This window comes from uncultured Pontibacter sp., assembly GCF_947502515.1.
Lineage (GTDB): Bacteria > Bacteroidota > Bacteroidia > Cytophagales > Hymenobacteraceae > Pontibacter.
Map to the genome: position 1 here is coordinate 584,495 of NZ_CANNAI010000002.1, position 15,001 is coordinate 599,495.

At 47.7% G+C, this 15,001-nt stretch carries 14 protein-coding genes; 5 read left to right on the top strand and 9 right to left on the bottom strand.

Going from position 1 to position 15,001, the window contains the following annotated elements:
- Nucleotides 1-28: 28 nt before the first annotated feature.
- Both Q1A54_RS07260 and Q1A54_RS07265 read right to left on the bottom strand, forming a co-directional pair.
- Nucleotides 29-982, bottom strand: a complete 954-nt coding sequence (locus Q1A54_RS07260; RefSeq protein WP_299986915.1) for a GDP-L-fucose synthase — start codon at nucleotides 980-982, stop codon at nucleotides 29-31.
- A gap of 253 nt (nucleotides 983-1,235) precedes the next feature.
- Nucleotides 1,236-2,144, bottom strand: a complete 909-nt coding sequence (locus Q1A54_RS07265) for a DUF481 domain-containing protein (RefSeq protein ID WP_299986287.1) — start codon at nucleotides 2,142-2,144, stop codon at nucleotides 1,236-1,238.
- Nucleotides 2,145-2,223: 79 nt separating this feature from the next.
- Between Q1A54_RS07265 and Q1A54_RS07270 the strand changes: the two genes are divergently transcribed.
- From Q1A54_RS07270 to rmuC, 3 genes are read left to right on the top strand one after another with little or no spacing between them, the layout of a single operon-like run.
- The gene (locus Q1A54_RS07270) at nucleotides 2,224-2,697 is read left to right on the top strand and encodes a hypothetical protein (protein ID WP_299986289.1); all 474 of its coding nucleotides are present in this window, start codon (nucleotides 2,224-2,226) and stop codon (nucleotides 2,695-2,697) included.
- 57 nt (nucleotides 2,698-2,754) lie between these two features.
- The gene (locus tag Q1A54_RS07275; RefSeq protein ID WP_299986291.1) at nucleotides 2,755-3,426 is read left to right on the top strand and encodes an HD domain-containing protein; all 672 of its coding nucleotides are present in this window, start codon (nucleotides 2,755-2,757) and stop codon (nucleotides 3,424-3,426) included.
- A gap of 55 nt (nucleotides 3,427-3,481) precedes the next feature.
- Nucleotides 3,482-4,813, top strand: a complete 1,332-nt coding sequence (gene rmuC, locus Q1A54_RS07280) for a DNA recombination protein RmuC (protein ID WP_299986292.1) — start codon at nucleotides 3,482-3,484, stop codon at nucleotides 4,811-4,813.
- A gap of 66 nt (nucleotides 4,814-4,879) precedes the next feature.
- Here rmuC and Q1A54_RS07285 read toward each other — a convergent pair whose 3' ends face one another.
- Both Q1A54_RS07285 and Q1A54_RS07290 read right to left on the bottom strand, forming a co-directional pair.
- Nucleotides 4,880-5,599, bottom strand: coding sequence for a pirin family protein (locus Q1A54_RS07285; RefSeq protein WP_007653747.1), 720 nt, complete (start codon nucleotides 5,597-5,599; stop codon nucleotides 4,880-4,882).
- 146 nt (nucleotides 5,600-5,745) lie between these two features.
- Nucleotides 5,746-6,519 carry a LexA family transcriptional regulator gene (locus Q1A54_RS07290; RefSeq protein ID WP_196115008.1) on the bottom strand — a complete coding sequence of 258 codons (774 nt, stop codon included), beginning with the start codon at nucleotides 6,517-6,519 and terminating at the stop codon, nucleotides 5,746-5,748.
- 525 nt (nucleotides 6,520-7,044) lie between these two features.
- Between Q1A54_RS07290 and Q1A54_RS07295 the strand changes: the two genes are divergently transcribed.
- Nucleotides 7,045-8,544 (top strand): S8 family serine peptidase, encoded by a 1,500-nt coding sequence (locus tag Q1A54_RS07295; RefSeq protein WP_299986295.1) that lies wholly within the window; start codon nucleotides 7,045-7,047, stop codon nucleotides 8,542-8,544.
- A gap of 80 nt (nucleotides 8,545-8,624) precedes the next feature.
- Here the strand turns inward: Q1A54_RS07295 and recQ are convergent, their stop codons facing one another.
- Nucleotides 8,625-10,760 carry a DNA helicase RecQ gene (gene recQ / locus Q1A54_RS07300; RefSeq protein ID WP_196115010.1) on the bottom strand — a complete coding sequence of 712 codons (2,136 nt, stop codon included), beginning with the start codon at nucleotides 10,758-10,760 and terminating at the stop codon, nucleotides 8,625-8,627.
- 169 nt (nucleotides 10,761-10,929) lie between these two features.
- On the opposite strand from recQ, the gene Q1A54_RS07305 reads away from it, so the two are divergent.
- Nucleotides 10,930-11,262, top strand: a complete 333-nt coding sequence (locus Q1A54_RS07305; protein WP_007658239.1) for a four-helix bundle copper-binding protein — start codon at nucleotides 10,930-10,932, stop codon at nucleotides 11,260-11,262.
- 74 nt (nucleotides 11,263-11,336) lie between these two features.
- Here the strand turns inward: Q1A54_RS07305 and Q1A54_RS07310 are convergent, their stop codons facing one another.
- The 4 genes from Q1A54_RS07310 to Q1A54_RS07325 all read right to left on the bottom strand — a co-directional run bounded on the left by Q1A54_RS07310 (nucleotide 11,337) and on the right by Q1A54_RS07325 (nucleotide 15,000).
- Nucleotides 11,337-11,669 carry a phage holin family protein gene (locus Q1A54_RS07310; protein ID WP_196115011.1) on the bottom strand — a complete coding sequence of 111 codons (333 nt, stop codon included), beginning with the start codon at nucleotides 11,667-11,669 and terminating at the stop codon, nucleotides 11,337-11,339.
- 70 nt (nucleotides 11,670-11,739) lie between these two features.
- Nucleotides 11,740-12,831 (bottom strand): agmatinase family protein, encoded by a 1,092-nt coding sequence (locus Q1A54_RS07315; protein ID WP_299986299.1) that lies wholly within the window; start codon nucleotides 12,829-12,831, stop codon nucleotides 11,740-11,742.
- A complete protein-coding gene (gene speE / locus Q1A54_RS07320; protein ID WP_299986301.1) occupies nucleotides 12,803-14,131 on the bottom strand; it encodes a polyamine aminopropyltransferase in 1,329 nt (442 codons plus the stop codon). Before speE ends, Q1A54_RS07315 begins: the two co-directional genes overlap by 29 nt.
- Before the next feature lie 221 nt (nucleotides 14,132-14,352).
- A complete protein-coding gene (locus Q1A54_RS07325) occupies nucleotides 14,353-15,000 on the bottom strand; it encodes a chemotaxis protein CheC (protein WP_299986303.1) in 648 nt (215 codons plus the stop codon).
- Between the last annotated feature and the right edge of the window lies 1 nt (nucleotide 15,001).

Sequence of the window (15,001 nt, forward strand, 5' to 3'; positions counted from 1 at the left end):
TCTTTTTATGGTTGTATATAAGGTATGACTAAGCAGTCACGTATTTTTCTTTGAAATCGGCATAGGCCAGTGCTATACCTTCTCGCAGTTCAATTTTATGTTTGAAACCTAGGCTGTGCAGTTTGCCCACATCCATCAGCTTGCGGGGCGTACCATCCGGCTTCGACGTATCAAACTCCAGCTCGCCTTCATAGCCTATCACCTCTTTGATCAGCAGGGCGAGGTCCTTGATGGAGATGTCCTCCCCTGTTCCAATATTTACGAGCTCGCGACCGTCGTAATTGTCCATCAGGTATACACAGGCGGCTGCCAGATCATCGGCAAACAGGAACTCGCGTTTCGGACTGCCCGTACCCCATACGGTAACAGTGGGTGCGCCGTTGTCTTTGGCCTCATGTATTTTTCGGATCAGGGCCGGCAGCACATGCGAATTTTGAAGATCATAGTTGTCGTTATAGCCGTAAAGGTTGGTCGGCATCACGCTGATAAAATTGCTGTCGTATTGGTCGCGGTAGGATTCGCAAAGCTTGATGCCCGCTATTTTGGCAATGGCGTAGGGCTCGTTTGTCTGCTCCAGCGGTCCGGTGAGCAGGTATTCTTCCTTGAGGGGCTGCGGGGCCATTTTCGGGTAGATGCAGGAGGATCCCAGGAACATCAGCTTCTTCACCCCGCTCAGGTGTGCGGCGTGGATGATGTTGGCCTCGATCATCAGGTTGTCATACAGGAACTCTGCCCGGAAGGTGTTGTTGGCGTGAATGCCCCCTACCTTGGCGGCAGCCAGAAACACGTAGTCTGGCTGCTCGTTCTCAAAAAACTCCTGTACAGCCTGCTGGTTGCGCAGGTCCAGTTCAGAAGAAGTTCTTGTAATGATGTTTGTATACCCATCGGCCTCCAAACGGCGCAGAATGGCAGAGCCTACCATGCCCCGGTGGCCAGCAATGTAGATTTTAGAAGTTTTTTCCATCGATAAAAAAGTACAAATGTGTGCAGTTGAAGCACGCTGGACTTACCAGTTATATTGTTTAACGTCACGAATCAGAATTGTGCGTTCTGATAGCGGGAAAATTACTTAAATGCACAGCAGGCACTTGCTCGTAACACATATCCCATGACGCAGCTTACGCCAAAGTCGACTGCATTGTTTAACTCAATGCAAATAATATTAAAAAAGATTGATATAAACTTAGGAATGAGCGGTGCAAATACTGCACTTACTGTTATGAATTGGCTAATTGCTAAAAATCAACCTGCAGTCCATTCGTGATGGCGTAGATAAATTTTGTAACAGGAACAATGGGTCTGTCCTCGTAGGTGAAGTTGAAGTTGGTGCGCATCGATACACGACCTACCAACCGCACGGTCAGCCCCAAATCACCGCTGATGCGATTACGGAACCGGCTGATATCATCGTCATAACCCGTCTGAAAATAGGCTATGTTATTTGTCTCCACATGCTCTGATAATTTGGAGCGCAGACTGATGTAATTAGTCGACTTGAGCAAATCCGCCACACGGGTTACACCTTCCTGCTCCGGATCTTTCCAGCTTTCGTGCTCGTGCATCAACCCTGTGCCCGCAAACCAGGAAGTATTGTCAGTGCGATAAAGTAGCCATCGCAATCCACCGCCTGTCAAAATACGCCGCTCCAGTCCTCGGGCCAGGTCTGTCTGGTATTGGGTAAAAAGCTCATAAGACATCTTGCGGCGACTAAACAGATTCACTCTGAAATGCGAGTAACCATTGCTGGCTACGGTATTGCGCATTTCGCGTGAGTCATAGTTTACCAGCAGGTAGTTATAATAGTTGAGCAGCAGGTAAGTATGATTTTTGGAAATATACGCCAGGTCCCCGTTGAAAGTCAGCTGCAGAAAGTTGTTAGGGTTGTTACGACCCGCATTGCGGTTGAACATCGAAAAGTTAAGCCCTGCCTTGCCTGTCAGAAAATCAGCCGTATCACGCTCTACCCTCGAACGTTCAATATTTAGAATCTGGGCATCAGCCTCTGGAGTAGTATACAAGAGAGAGAGCAACAGAATAAAAAATATGGCAGGTATAGTACGCATGATGGTTGACTTGCAAGTGAGAAGGTATAGCTGCAAAGGTATAAAGCCCGGGGGAGCTATGAAAATCAGGCTTACATTCATAACCTTTGGAGTATCTGCCGTTTTATAATAGAAGGAGATGATACCTCCCTTAACACGTTCACCTTTAAGCATAAAGCATATGGCAAGAAGTTCAGCACAACTGGTGGCAGCTATTCGTCAGACAGCCAAGCGACTGGCACAAGGCGCCAACTACCAATGGGGTCATATGGGCAGCTGCAATTGCGGCCACCTGGCCCAAACCATTACCCAACTTGAAAAGGGTTACATACATGGAGCAGCCATGTGGCGACATGGCGACTGGAGCGAACAGCTGCGGGACTACTGCCCGCAAAGCGGTTTTCCTATGGATGAGATCATCGACCAAATGCTCTCCTGGGGACTCACCAAAGATGACCTGGCTCACCTGGAGCGACTCTCCGATGCCAAAGTTATCGAGATGCTGCCGCCTGACAGACGCTACTTAAAACACAACGAGCGAGACGATGTGGTGCTATACCTGAACACCTGGGCTGAGCTGCTCGAGCTGGATTTGTTACCAATACCGACCATACAAGCTATAGCCGCTGAAGCTGCGTCAGGTATAAAGGTATAGAACCGCCTTTGTGCCTTTGCAGGATATTTCGCAGTTTTGGGAAATATACCTCATACCATGCAGCAACAAGCCATAATCGACGCAACCGCAAACTATGTAAGAGAACAACTGGAAGGCGAAGGCTCCGGCCATGATTGGTGGCATATCTACCGAGTATGGAAAAACGCCCTTTACATTGCCTCACAGGAAAAAGGAGCCGATACCTTTAAAGTAGAGCTAGCGGCACTGCTGCACGACATCGGCGATCATAAGTTTTATAATGGCGACCACACCGTGGGGCCGCGCATGGTGCGGGAATGGCTTGAGAAGATGCAGGTAAATGAAGAACTGATTGCCGAGATCTGTGCCATTGTCAGTGGCCTGTCTTATAAAGGAGCGGGTACCTCTTCAGAAATGCCTACCCTGGAAGGCCGTATCGTGCAGGATGCAGACCGGCTCGATGCCATTGGCGCTATAGGTATAGCCCGCACCTTTGCCTACGGCGGTCATAAAGGACGCGAACTGTACAACCCAGCCATAGTCCCTGTGCTTCATGATAATTTTGAAGCCTATAAATCAAACACAGCACCCACCATCAACCATTTCTACGAAAAGCTGCTGCTCCTCAAAGACCGGATGCACACCCCTACTGCCCGCGAAATGGCTGAAAAGCGCCACCGTTATATGGAGGATTTCCTGGCCCAATTTTATGCAGAGTGGAATGCTACCAATCATTTGGAAGGCTCCTGAAAACTAAAAAGGTTAGCATCTGGTTTGAAATGCTAAAAAAACATACCTTTACTGTATGGAGATATTGGTAGGTATAGCAGCATTTCTAACTGGTCTCGTTGTAACGTATCTGGCTATGAAGGGCAAAATAAATGCACTGCAAGATAAGTTTAATCAGGCAGTGGTAGCGCAGGGCGTTTTGGAGGGCCAGGCCCGGCACCAGGCACAGGAAGCGGAAGTCCTGAAAAACCAGCTGAGGGAGGCCCAGACAGAAACAATTGAGCTGACCAATGCGCTGACCAAGACGGAAACAGACTACGAACACCTACACCAGCGCATGCATGAGCAGGCCAGGGAACTGGAGCAATTGCGAGAAAAATTCCTGCAGCAGTTCCAGCATATCTCTAACCAGGTGCTCATGACCAATGCCGAGCATTTCAATAAGGCTTCTTCTGAAAATCTCGAACGGATCCTTACACCACTTAAAGAACGCATCCGTGAGTTTGAGGCTAAAGTAGATCTTACCTATGAGAAAACACTGAAGGATAGCATTTCGCTGAAAGAACAGATCAACCAGTTGTCGGCCCTGAATCAGCAAATGAGTCAGGATGCGCTCAATTTGACGAAAGCCCTGAAAGGCGAAAGTAAGACGCAGGGCAACTGGGGCGAATACCTGTTGGAAAGCCTCCTTGAAAAATCCGGCTTACGCAAGGGCGTGCACTACGAGCGTGAAGAGGTGCGGCAGAATGACGAGCAGAAGGTATACCGGCCCGATGTGATCGTGCGATTGCCTGACTCCAAGCACCTGGTGATCGACTCCAAGCTTTCGCTGGTGGCTTATGAAGCCTACTGCAGTTGTGATGATGAGGCGCAGTTGGAGACATACCTGCGCAGTCACATCAGTTCTATCCGGACACACTACACTGATCTTGGCCGCAAAAACTACCACCGCCTGAGCGGCATAAACTCTCCGGACTTTGTGCTGATGTACATTCCCATTGAGCCGGCTTTTAACCTGGCACTGCAGCACGACCAGAACATTTTTACAGATGCCTTTGACAAAAACATTGTGCTGGTAACCACCTCTACCCTACTGGCCACTTTGCGCACGGTGGCTGGCGTATGGCGGCAGGAAGACCAGAAAAGAAACGTGCTGAAGATTGCAGAGGAAAGTGGGAAGCTCTATGATAAGTTTGTGGGTTTTGTGGAAGATCTCAAAACGGTCGGGCGCCACCTGGAACAAAGCCAAAGTGCCTATAACGGGGCCATGAATAAATTAACCGAAGGTAAAGGCAACCTGATTCGCAGAGTGGAGATATTGCGGGAGTTAGGAGCCAAGACAAGTAAACACCTGGACGAGCACCTTCTTCAGGAAGCTATTGCTACTCCAGGTGATGACAATGAGTAAAAATCAATAAAGCGGTGGTCAGGCCATTAGATGACCTGCCCACCGCTTTATTGATAATGAAATCTATTAGTAGTTCGCCTCAAGAGCAGGAACATCCACCAGGATAAAAGTGGCATCTGCAGTTCCCCGGATGGCAATCACCTCCTGCTCATCAAGTCTGATCTGGTCATGGCTGTCAGCTTCGACATTATTAACGAGCAGGCTTCCTGTTAGTACATAGATCAGTGTTCTACGAATCTTGAATGTTCTGAAAGTTATTTCCTCTCCCTGCGATACGCTGCCATAGTAAACCGTGGAATTGGAGTTGATGTAAGTGACATCTTCCAGTACCTTCTGACCTGTTACCAAAGGTATAAGCTCGTCTTTTGCCTTCAGAAACCCTACATCCATCACTTCATAGGATGGTGCAAGCCCTCGCTTGTTTGGCATAAACCATAGCTGAAGCAGGTGGATCTCATCATCTGTATCGTTTGTTTCAGAATGGCTCACACCAGTGCCAGCCGTCATACGCTGTACCTGGCCCGGAGACACCGTTGTCTCATTTCCGATGTTGTCCTTGTGAGTCAGATCTCCTGACAGTACAATGGTCACAATCTCTAATTCAGAATGAGGATGGGTTGGAAAACCCGAGCGTGGACTTACGTAATCATCATTAAAGACGCGCAGTGGACCGAACTCCATGTTTTCCGGATCATAATAATCTGCAAAAGAGAAGAGATAGTGGGAACGGAGCCAGCCCTCCACCTGGGCCTCATATCTTTGGGAAGCGGTAATTAATCGTATCATATCGCGCTTTTGTTTTATGCTATGCCTTTACGGATAATGGCGTTTGTAGTTAACTGGTCGCATAAAACTGCGCTAAAACAGCGCATCCTGCCCTATCAGAAGCAGGATGCGCTGTTTATACAATACCTTAAAGTGCTGTTAAAGCATTAAGCTTTTTTCAGTTTAAGCATCTCCTTCTGCAGATCAAGCACAATGGATGACAGCTTATCAAGTGAAATATCAGCAATCGGGAAAGTAGAACTGATATAAGATTTGGCTTCCCAGATTTCCACTACATCATCAACTGGCAACTCGTAAGGAGAGTAGAGCGGATTGTCAGAGTGCAGGCGCAAGGTAGAAGCCTCTTTCACTTTATTATAGACCCGCTTGAACACGACCCCCTCTTTACCACTGACAATGATACAGGGAGTACCATCCTTTAACGTACTCCAGTCCTCAACAAAACGGCCAACAATGACAGTACCTGAAGCCAGAGGCAACATAGAGTCACCACTGATCTCAAAGGCACGGTAAGTCCCGCCGCTGCCCAGGGTAGGAAGGCGGAAACGAGGCAATTCCTCAATAAACTCAGGATCGGCATAACCGTTCAGGTAGCCGGCACTTGCCTTATAAGGAACCAACTCTATATTTTCTCGATCTTCCTGATCTACCGTAATGGCTAATACCCGCAGTTTACCACCACCGGCCTGACCTGGTTCAGGTTTGTAAGCCGGATCAGATAAGTCAGCAGTAATAAGTTCATCAAGAGAAACCTCAAAAAGACGCGCAACGTTGACCAGCGTGCTTAGTTTTGGCTCTGCCCTTCCCTCCTCGTACGCTCCCACCAACGAACGCTTGATCTCTAATTTCTCGGCAAGCTGCGCTTGGGTATAGCCGGCCTGCTTCCGAAGGTGTCTTATATTCGATGTTACCTTTTCCACTGTTCTTCTTTGTTCGTGTCCTGATAATAATAGAGCACACTGGGTGCTGGCATGTAAACTTACTAAATTTATACGTATTATACTAATTTTATTAGCAAATAATTGGCATGAATTTCAGTGATATTTGCAAAAACTAATATACAACCACAAAGTACAATTGTAGTAGTGCATAATCATTTAAATCGATTTAATACATACACCAAATAGTCCTATTAAAATTTATTTACCATAAAGTTTGCAAACTTACTTTTTATCCAATTATCTTTCGTGAAAAGTAAACCTTAACGCATATTATATGATTAAAATCTACTAAACCTTCACATCCTGCCGGGCTCATTACATGAGCCACATCTTTAAGAATCCACATTTAAAAATGTAGACAGGAATACTACGCCCTATTTAATCCATCAACAGCATAAAATTTTTACAATTTTATCGCATCTCTAAACTTTTCAAAATCTCGCGTTGTTACGAGGCATTGTGAAAATTTTAATACAATAATTTACCCAATCCAACCAAACTTATATGATGAACAATTCTACACTATTAAAGGCGTTGTCAGGTTTAGCTCTGGCGTCAGTATTCACCCTCTCAAGCTGTCAGAAAGAGGACTTCATGGAAGAGCAGTTTCAGACTGATTCTGTTCAGGTCGATACTCAACATGGACAGGCTATACCTGGCCAGTACATTGTAGTATTTAAAAATGGAGGAAATAACTTAAACGCAACCGGTGTAAGTGCCATGACCATAGCCGGCCGCACCGCAACCGTTGCCCTTCGTGAACGACTGCTGCTTACAGCAGGAATTGAGCGTGAAGCTATACAACAAACTTTTGAAGGAAATGTAAACGGTTTTGCAGCCCGACTCTCTAAAGAACAGTTAGATCAGTTGCGCAAAAACCAGGAAGTAGCCTACGTTGAACAAGACCGTATTATTATGCTTGCAAAGCCGGGTACTGACAATACGACAACGAAAGGCAACGGCAAAACGAAAGACGACAAAACAACGACGAATGGCAATGGTAATGGTAATGGCAATGGTAATGGCAATGGCAATGGAAAGAATAAAAACACAGAGCCTGCACCTACCCAGCCAGCCCCGTCAGAACCAACTCCTACCGAACCTGCTCCGACTGAGCCGACACCTACTGAACCAACTCCAACAGAGCCAACTCCGACTGAGCCGACTCCAACAGAGCCAGAACCAGAGCCACAGCCTGAGCAGCCAATCAGCAGCCCATATGCTAAAATAACTCCCCTTGCAGGTGAGACCCTGCCTTGGCACATAGCCATGAATGGCTACGGAGACGGCACTGGCAAAACGGTGTGGGTAATTGACTCAGGTATAGATACCGATCACCCTGATCTGAATGTAGACTTCCAGCGCAGTACGTCACTTATTTATGGTGATGCTTCTATTGAAGACGGCTTCGGTCATGGTACGTATGTATCCGGTATTATCGCCGCCAAAAACAATGGTACTGGCATGGTGGGCGTAGCTGCAAATGCAAATGTTGTAGCTCTGCGTGTGTTTGATAACACAGGATATGGCACTGTGTCGCGTGCCATCAGTGCCGTAAACTATGTGATCAACATGGCCAAGCCTGGTGATGTGGTAAACATGAGCCTGGGTAGTGGCATCTCCAGCACACTTGACAATGCCGTTACTACTGCAGCTGGCAGAGGCATCCTGTTTGCAATCGCAGCTGGCAATAGCGCTGTAGACTGCTCTGTTAATTCTCCGGCCCGTGTGAATGCCCCGGGAGTATACACAGTGTCTGCGATGGACCGTTACCAGAACTTCTGGTCAAGCTCCAACTATGGCGCACCTGTTGATTATACAGCTCCTGGTGTAAGCGTAACATCTACCCGCATTGGTGGTGGTATCGGTAGCGTCGGAAGCGGCACTTCCTATGCTGCGCCTCACGTGGCTGGTATCCTGTTGCTTCGTGGCGAGGTGTTCTCACAAGGTATCGTAAACGGTGACAAAGACAGCTGGCCAGATCCAATCGCTTCTGTAGAGTAATAATTCATACTCCTTATTACTATAAAAAAGAAGGCCGTCCAGATTTGGACGGCCTTCTTTTTGTTGACTATACCTGAAAACTACCAGGCGTACTGCATTTTGTGCATGGCTAGCGAAAGCCGAATCTTAAAGTACTCATAGCGTTCCTCCAGGTGTTCATACAAATCCTTCAGTTTGGCATCTTTGCCAAGCCTCTCAATCGCTTCGACGATAGACTCGTATTCTCGCTTTGAAACAAAATCGTGCACAGGCACATCGTAACCCTGTTCCAGCAAAGTAGCCAGGTGCGAATAGATAGTGACAGGATTGAGATTACGTCGTCTTGCAATCTCTTCTGGACTTAGCCCCTGCTGATAAGCCTCCCAAGTAACTAAATGGGTAGCCCCTTTGATTGCACTGCCTTTTGCCTGCTCTTCTGTCAGAAAGGCGATGATCTCATTGATAAAATTATGCCCGTAGCGCTCAAACTTCTGAGCTCCGACCCCACTGATCGCCAACATTGCGATGCGATTCGCCGGCTTTTCTGCTGCCATTTCCTGCAGCGTACTATCTGTAAATACAACGTAAGGAGGCACATTCTGCTCGTCTGCCAGGCGCTTTCGCAAAGCACGCAGTCGCTCGAACAGCGCATCCTTGATAATTTCTCTTTTCGGTTTTTCTCTCTGTAAGGTTTCTGTCTGTTGCTTGGCGTCCTCGAACTTAACCAGTTCTATTTTGCGTCCATCAAATAGTACCTGCCTGCTCTGCTCGGTCAGTTTCAAGGTATAATTCTGGTCATAGGCAAGCTCTACCAAGCCTGCATTGAGCATTTGGTGCAGATAACGGTGCCAGTCCAGGGTGCCAATGTCACGTCCGGCACCATACGTTTTGATGCGGTCGTAGCCGCCTGCCATTACCTGGCTATTGCGTGAGCCGCGCAATACATCTACCAGCAGGCTCATGTTGAGCTTTTCCTGTGAACGCGCTATAGCTGACAATGCTTTCTGTGCAATTAAAGTCCCGTCAAATCGACTGGGAGGATTACGGCAAATATCGCAGTTGCCACAATCCTTGCTCATCTGCTCCCCGAAGTACTGCAGCAAAATTCGTCTTCTACAGAAGGTGGCTTCAGCAAACTGCTGCATACGCTCCAGCTTAACGAGTTGCAGCTCATTCTGCGACTTATCATTATCTGACAGCATGGTGCGCAAATTCATCACATCAGCGAAACTGTAAAACAGGAGTGCATCCGATTTGGCACCATCACGACCGGCACGTCCGATCTCCTGATAATAGCCTTCTACATTTTTAGGCAAGTTGTAATGAATCACCCAACGTACATTCGACTTGTCAATCCCCATACCGAATGCGATGGTGGCGCAAACGATCTGCACATCGTCACGCAAAAACGATTCCTGGGCTTTTGAACGCTGCTGGGCACTCATACCGGCATGATAAAATGTAGCGTTGTAGCCATTTTCGCGCAACTTGCCTGCCAGGCTTTCAGTCGCTTTTCGGCTCAGACAATAGATAATGCCCGGCTGGCCATGTCGGCGTGAGAGGAAATCGGTGATCTTATTGAATCTGTTTTGGCCGGGCAGCACCATGAGGTTAATGTTTGGCCGGTCAAATGAAGCTACAAAAACTTCAGGCTGTCGTAGCTGGAGCTGCTCCTGGATGTCTTTCTGGGTCAGCTTATCAGCTGTAGCAGTCAGCGCTACCACAGGTACAGCAGGGAACTGCTGCTTGAGGGCGCGAAGCTGGGTATACTCTGGTCTGAAGTCATGTCCCCAAGCCGAGATACAGTGGGCCTCATCTACAGCGAAAAGGGATACCTGCAACCGTTTCAGGAAAGAGAAAAAGCCAGCGGAAAGTAATTTTTCCGGAGAAACATACAGCAATTTGATCTGACCTGCCAGGCTCTTCTCCTCAATCTGGTACTGTTCATCTGCTGTCTGGGAGCTGTTCAGGTATGCGGCAGGTATACCGTTTGCCAGGAGCGCTTCCACCTGGTCTTTCATCAGGGCGATCAAGGGAGAAACTACTACGCATAGACCGGGCATCACCACGGCAGGCACCTGATAACAGACAGATTTTCCGCCACCGGTCGGCATCAGCACCACTACGTCTTTCTGCTGTAGAATATTCGTGATGATCTGCTCCTGCATGGGCCTGAACTGCTCATAGCCAAAATACAGTTTTAATGCCTCACGTGCTTCTCTTATACCTAAACTCATGCTCTGTAGAAAGTGTAACGATACGAAATAGAATTGCTGTACTAAACCCAAAGTTAACCATAATCGGTGTGAAATAGGTTCCTGTTTTGGTGGTGCTTAGTCAATAAATAAACAATGACTTTATGCAGCCGTACTTTAATTAGAGTATAAACCTTATAACCTGTAAACTATGAAATCAGAGAGAACAAATGAATTAGAGCATGTGCTCATAAAATGTATCACTGCCTGTGAAGCCTGCGCAACTGCCTGTCTGCAGGAAGATAATGTAAAAATGATGGTGCGCTGCATCATGCTGGACCGCGACTGCGCAGACATCTGTACCATCACAGCACGCTTTGTAGCCCGCGACTCGGCCCATGCCAAGCACGTTATGAAAGAGTGTATCGAGATTTGTCGCCTATGCGAAGAGGAGTGCCGCAAGCATGACCATGACCATTGCCAGAAATGTGCGGACGCCTGCCGTGAGTGTGCGGACGCCTGCGAAGCCTGGATGACCCGGTAAACGATCAAAACAATGAAAACAGAAAAGCCCCTGATTTACACCAGGGGCTTTTCTGTTTTTGCAAGGTTCGGATGCTAGAAAATCATATCCAATAGCGCTTCAATCAGTGAAAGCACCAAACTGAAGACAAGGGCCCAGAGAAAACCATCCACATTAAAGCCACCCACAAGGGAATCAGCTAACAGGATGATCAGCGCATTGATGACCAGCAAGAACAGACCGAGTGTCAGCACAGTCACAGGTATCGTCAGGATAACCAGGATCGGACGAACAACGGCGTTGAGCAAGGCCAGTACTACAGCCAGGATCAAAGCCGACCCGAAACCGTCGATCTGCACACCAGGCAAAATATAGGCTCCAATAAGGGCGGCTACACCCGTCAATAAAATCTTAATAATGATTCCCATTTTGTTTCGATATATAGTGATAGTATATTATTCCTATCACGCTATACGACAAAGCGGGAATAAAGGTGAATTACTGTACCTCTAAGCGTTTTTGAGAGACAGCCATCCAGTTGCAGAGCTTGTAAAGCAATCGGGCACCAACATTGCCATTCCACTCACTGTCGCCCGGCGCTACTTCGCACAGGTCAAAACCGATGATCTCTCGGCCTGAGCGAACCAGTGCCTTGATCAGGTATACAGCTTCTTCAAACTCCAGACCGCCTGGCACAGGTGTGCCTGTGGCTGGGCAAAGTTTCGGGTCCAGCCCGTCAATGTCAAAGCTGATGTATACCTTTTGAGGAAGCTGGGCAATGATCTTTTTACACTCTTTCTTCCAGCTGTCGCCCTCGTACATATTCTCTTTCAGTACGCTGTCGTAGAAAATAGCTACTCGTCCGTTGGACTGATTAGCCAGTTCTGCTTCTGCCTGGCAGATGTCGCGTATACCTACCTGCACCAGCTTTTTAACCTGAGGCAGTTGCAAGGCATTGTACATGATAGAGGCATGCGAATATTTGAAGCCCTCATAAGCGTCACGCAAATCGGCATGCGCATCCACCTGCAGAATGCCGTACTCCTCGTGGCGTTCAGCCAGCGCATGCATCAGACCAAGCGGTGTGCTGTGATCACCGCCAACTACGCCAACCAGTTTGCCTTGATCCAGGTAGGAATGCGCCTTCGACTTCAGCCAATGCAGTAGTTCTTCCCCCTTTTCAGTTACATCTGTTGGCAGGTTCTCAAACTCAGCTCTGTCAGACTCGGGGCTTCCCTCCTCCAGCCAGTTGATGTAATTCTCAGCCCGCTGACGCAGGTTATCGCTCACAGCAGCCCATTCTTCTGAAATCTCCTCCATGGCTATACCTAGCTTCCAGGCTTCTTTGATGGCGGGCTCAAACAGGTCAAGCTGAGGTGAGGCTTCCTTGATGGCCTGTGGTCCGGCTGCAGTACCGGCACTGTAAGACACGGTTACTTCCCAAGGCACAGGTATAAGCACAACCTCCGATTCTTCTACTGTAAAAGGCAGACCAAATAGGCCACCATTTACATCGCCAACACCATTGGGGTCAAAGGCTGCGATTTTTTGCTGCTTGCTGTTAGTTGGTTGGTTCTGCTGAGTACTCATCAGTTACATTTTCAGGTTTTGTGTTTAAAAGCTCCTTCACAAAGTTCGGAAGGGCAAATGAAGCCGCATGCACAGCTTCATTGTAATATTTAAGGCCTTCTTTCTGGGAGAAAGCTGCAGCTTCCTCTCTATCGAATTGCAATGGATTCGCACTGCCCTTCGCTGAATAAGAGAAACTCCAGGTGCCTGTCGGATAAGTAGGTATAGCGGCCAGGTAACAGTGTACTTTCTCCTGTCCGAATATCTTCTTGTAGGTATCGTAGATCTCTACAAACACAGCAGAGTTGAAGCGCGGAGACTCACTCTGTGTGATCATCACACCGTCTTTCGTCAGGCAGCGGTATACCTCCTGGTAAAATTCTGCTGTGAACAGACCTTCTCCCGGGCCAACCGGATCAGCTGAGTCCACGATGATGAGGTCGTAATGCTCGTCGGCGCATTCTTTAATATACTTGATGCCATCCGCTACCAGCAGGTTCAGGCGCGGATTGTCAAACGCCACGGCTGTTTCCGGAAGGTGCAGTTTACAGGCTTCGATCACCAGTTCATCGATCTCTACAAGTGTCACCTCTTCCAGCTGCTCGTGGCGCAGGAGTTCGCGTACCGTACCACCGTCACCACCACCGATCACCAGGGCGCGCTTGGCTGAGCGGTTACTGAACATCGGCACATGGGTGATCATCTCATGGTAAACATACTCATCTTTCTGTGTGCACATCACCATGCCATCCAGCGTCAGCATATTGCCGTAAGCAAGCGTTTCATAAATTTCTACACGCTGGTACTCCGAATCTTTCTTATAAAGCTGGTTACCTGTGTGCTTCAACGAAAGAGCGATGTTTTCATCGCGCTCCGTGAACCAGACATCTCTTGTAATGGAGCCATCGGCTTCTATCGTCTTTGCGGTCGCATCACGCAGGGTCTCCAAGTTGAAATCATTGCGCTTCAGCAGACTTAGCTGGCCGCGACGTAGCTCCATAGAAGAGCCATGGCCAGACTGAAATGCTTCTTTCAGATAGGTATAAGATACCCATGGGTCAACAGAGTCGCCACAGGTGAAAAGGTCTACGGCTGCATAGCCATACTCAGGCCAGGTATGGATGGCCAGGTGGCTTTCCTGAATTACCACCACACCTGACACGCCATAAGGCGAGAAGTGATGGAAAGTACTGTTGATGACAGTGGCTCCGGCTGTTTCGGCAGCGGCAACCATGCTGTTTTCGATGTGCATCACATCGTTCATCAGTTCAGGAGAGCAATCGTAAAATTCAACTAAAATGTGTCTTCCTAAGGCGTTCATTAATTGACTGTGTGGTTTCAAATATATAAAAATGCAAAAAAACGAAAACTGGCGCTATATTCAAACAGGACCTATCAATTAGACTTTACGCATCGGGTCGTCAATGGGGTCTGAATTATGGCAGGGATAGCGTAAAAAGTGAACGAGCTATACCTGGTGGGGACATCCCGACAGGTATAGCTCGTCAGATATTTTATTTCAAAAAATTCGATCAGGTAAATCTATACCTTAAAAGTTCTGATGATTTCAAGCATTTTAAGCAGGGTGCTGGTGTCGAAGAACAAAAGCAGCGGAAGCTCCACGTCTTTTGAATTGTGCTGAAACTTGGTGATCACAGTAAACACGAGAGGTTGGAAAAGTGGGTGCTGTACCAGGATGTCTTTCAGCGAGTTAGCTATATGATTTTTGGGTGCCTTTGGTGGCGAACCGTAAATATTGCTTTTGAGGATATTGGCAAGCTGGGTGACCAAAGCACCGGTAATAATGTTACTGATCTCGAGCAAAAGGGACTCCTGCATGACACTCAGTTCGCCCTTCTGCACATTCAGCATGCTCAGGCACACACTGGAGAGCAGGCTGATGTGCTCCTCTGAAAAGAGCATGAGCGTAGCTCCATTGAAATCACCTTTTATATCAGACTGAATAATAAAATGTGTGTCTTCATATTTAGCGATGAGCGCAATAAGGTCCTTTACTTCAATGAGCTGCACATCAGGCACCTTCAGCATGACTTTATCTTTGGCGATCACAGCGAAAGAATCGGCAGCCCGGGCCAGTCCTATATTCAGGATCTCCTTGATAATGTCCTTTTCCAACTCGGTTACATGCGTATCCATCATGTTCGTCGTGTTATTAGTTCTGTTATCCATC

Bases quoted from the DNA above. Each gene is read 5' to 3' on its own strand.
- Q1A54_RS07265 (WP_299986287.1), bottom strand. From the start codon at position 2,144: ATGAATGTAAGCCTGATTTTCATAGCTCCCCCGGGCTTTATACCTTTG.
- Q1A54_RS07270 (WP_299986289.1), top strand. From the start codon at position 2,224: ATGGCAAGAAGTTCAGCACAACTGGTGGCAGCTATTCGTCAGACAGCC.
- Q1A54_RS07275 (WP_299986291.1), top strand. From the start codon at position 2,755: ATGCAGCAACAAGCCATAATCGACGCAACCGCAAACTATGTAAGAGAA.
- rmuC (WP_299986292.1), top strand. From the start codon at position 3,482: ATGGAGATATTGGTAGGTATAGCAGCATTTCTAACTGGTCTCGTTGTA.
- Q1A54_RS07285 (WP_007653747.1), bottom strand. From the start codon at position 5,599: ATGATACGATTAATTACCGCTTCCCAAAGATATGAGGCCCAGGTGGAG.
- Q1A54_RS07295 (WP_299986295.1), top strand. From the start codon at position 7,045: ATGATGAACAATTCTACACTATTAAAGGCGTTGTCAGGTTTAGCTCTG.
- recQ (WP_196115010.1), bottom strand. From the start codon at position 10,760: ATGAGTTTAGGTATAAGAGAAGCACGTGAGGCATTAAAACTGTATTTT.
- Q1A54_RS07305 (WP_007658239.1), top strand. From the start codon at position 10,930: ATGAAATCAGAGAGAACAAATGAATTAGAGCATGTGCTCATAAAATGT.
- Q1A54_RS07310 (WP_196115011.1), bottom strand. From the start codon at position 11,669: ATGGGAATCATTATTAAGATTTTATTGACGGGTGTAGCCGCCCTTATT.
- Q1A54_RS07315 (WP_299986299.1), bottom strand. From the start codon at position 12,831: ATGAGTACTCAGCAGAACCAACCAACTAACAGCAAGCAGCAAAAAATC.
- speE (WP_299986301.1), bottom strand. From the start codon at position 14,131: ATGAACGCCTTAGGAAGACACATTTTAGTTGAATTTTACGATTGCTCT.
- Q1A54_RS07325 (WP_299986303.1), bottom strand. From the start codon at position 15,000: ATGGATAACAGAACTAATAACACGACGAACATGATGGATACGCATGTA.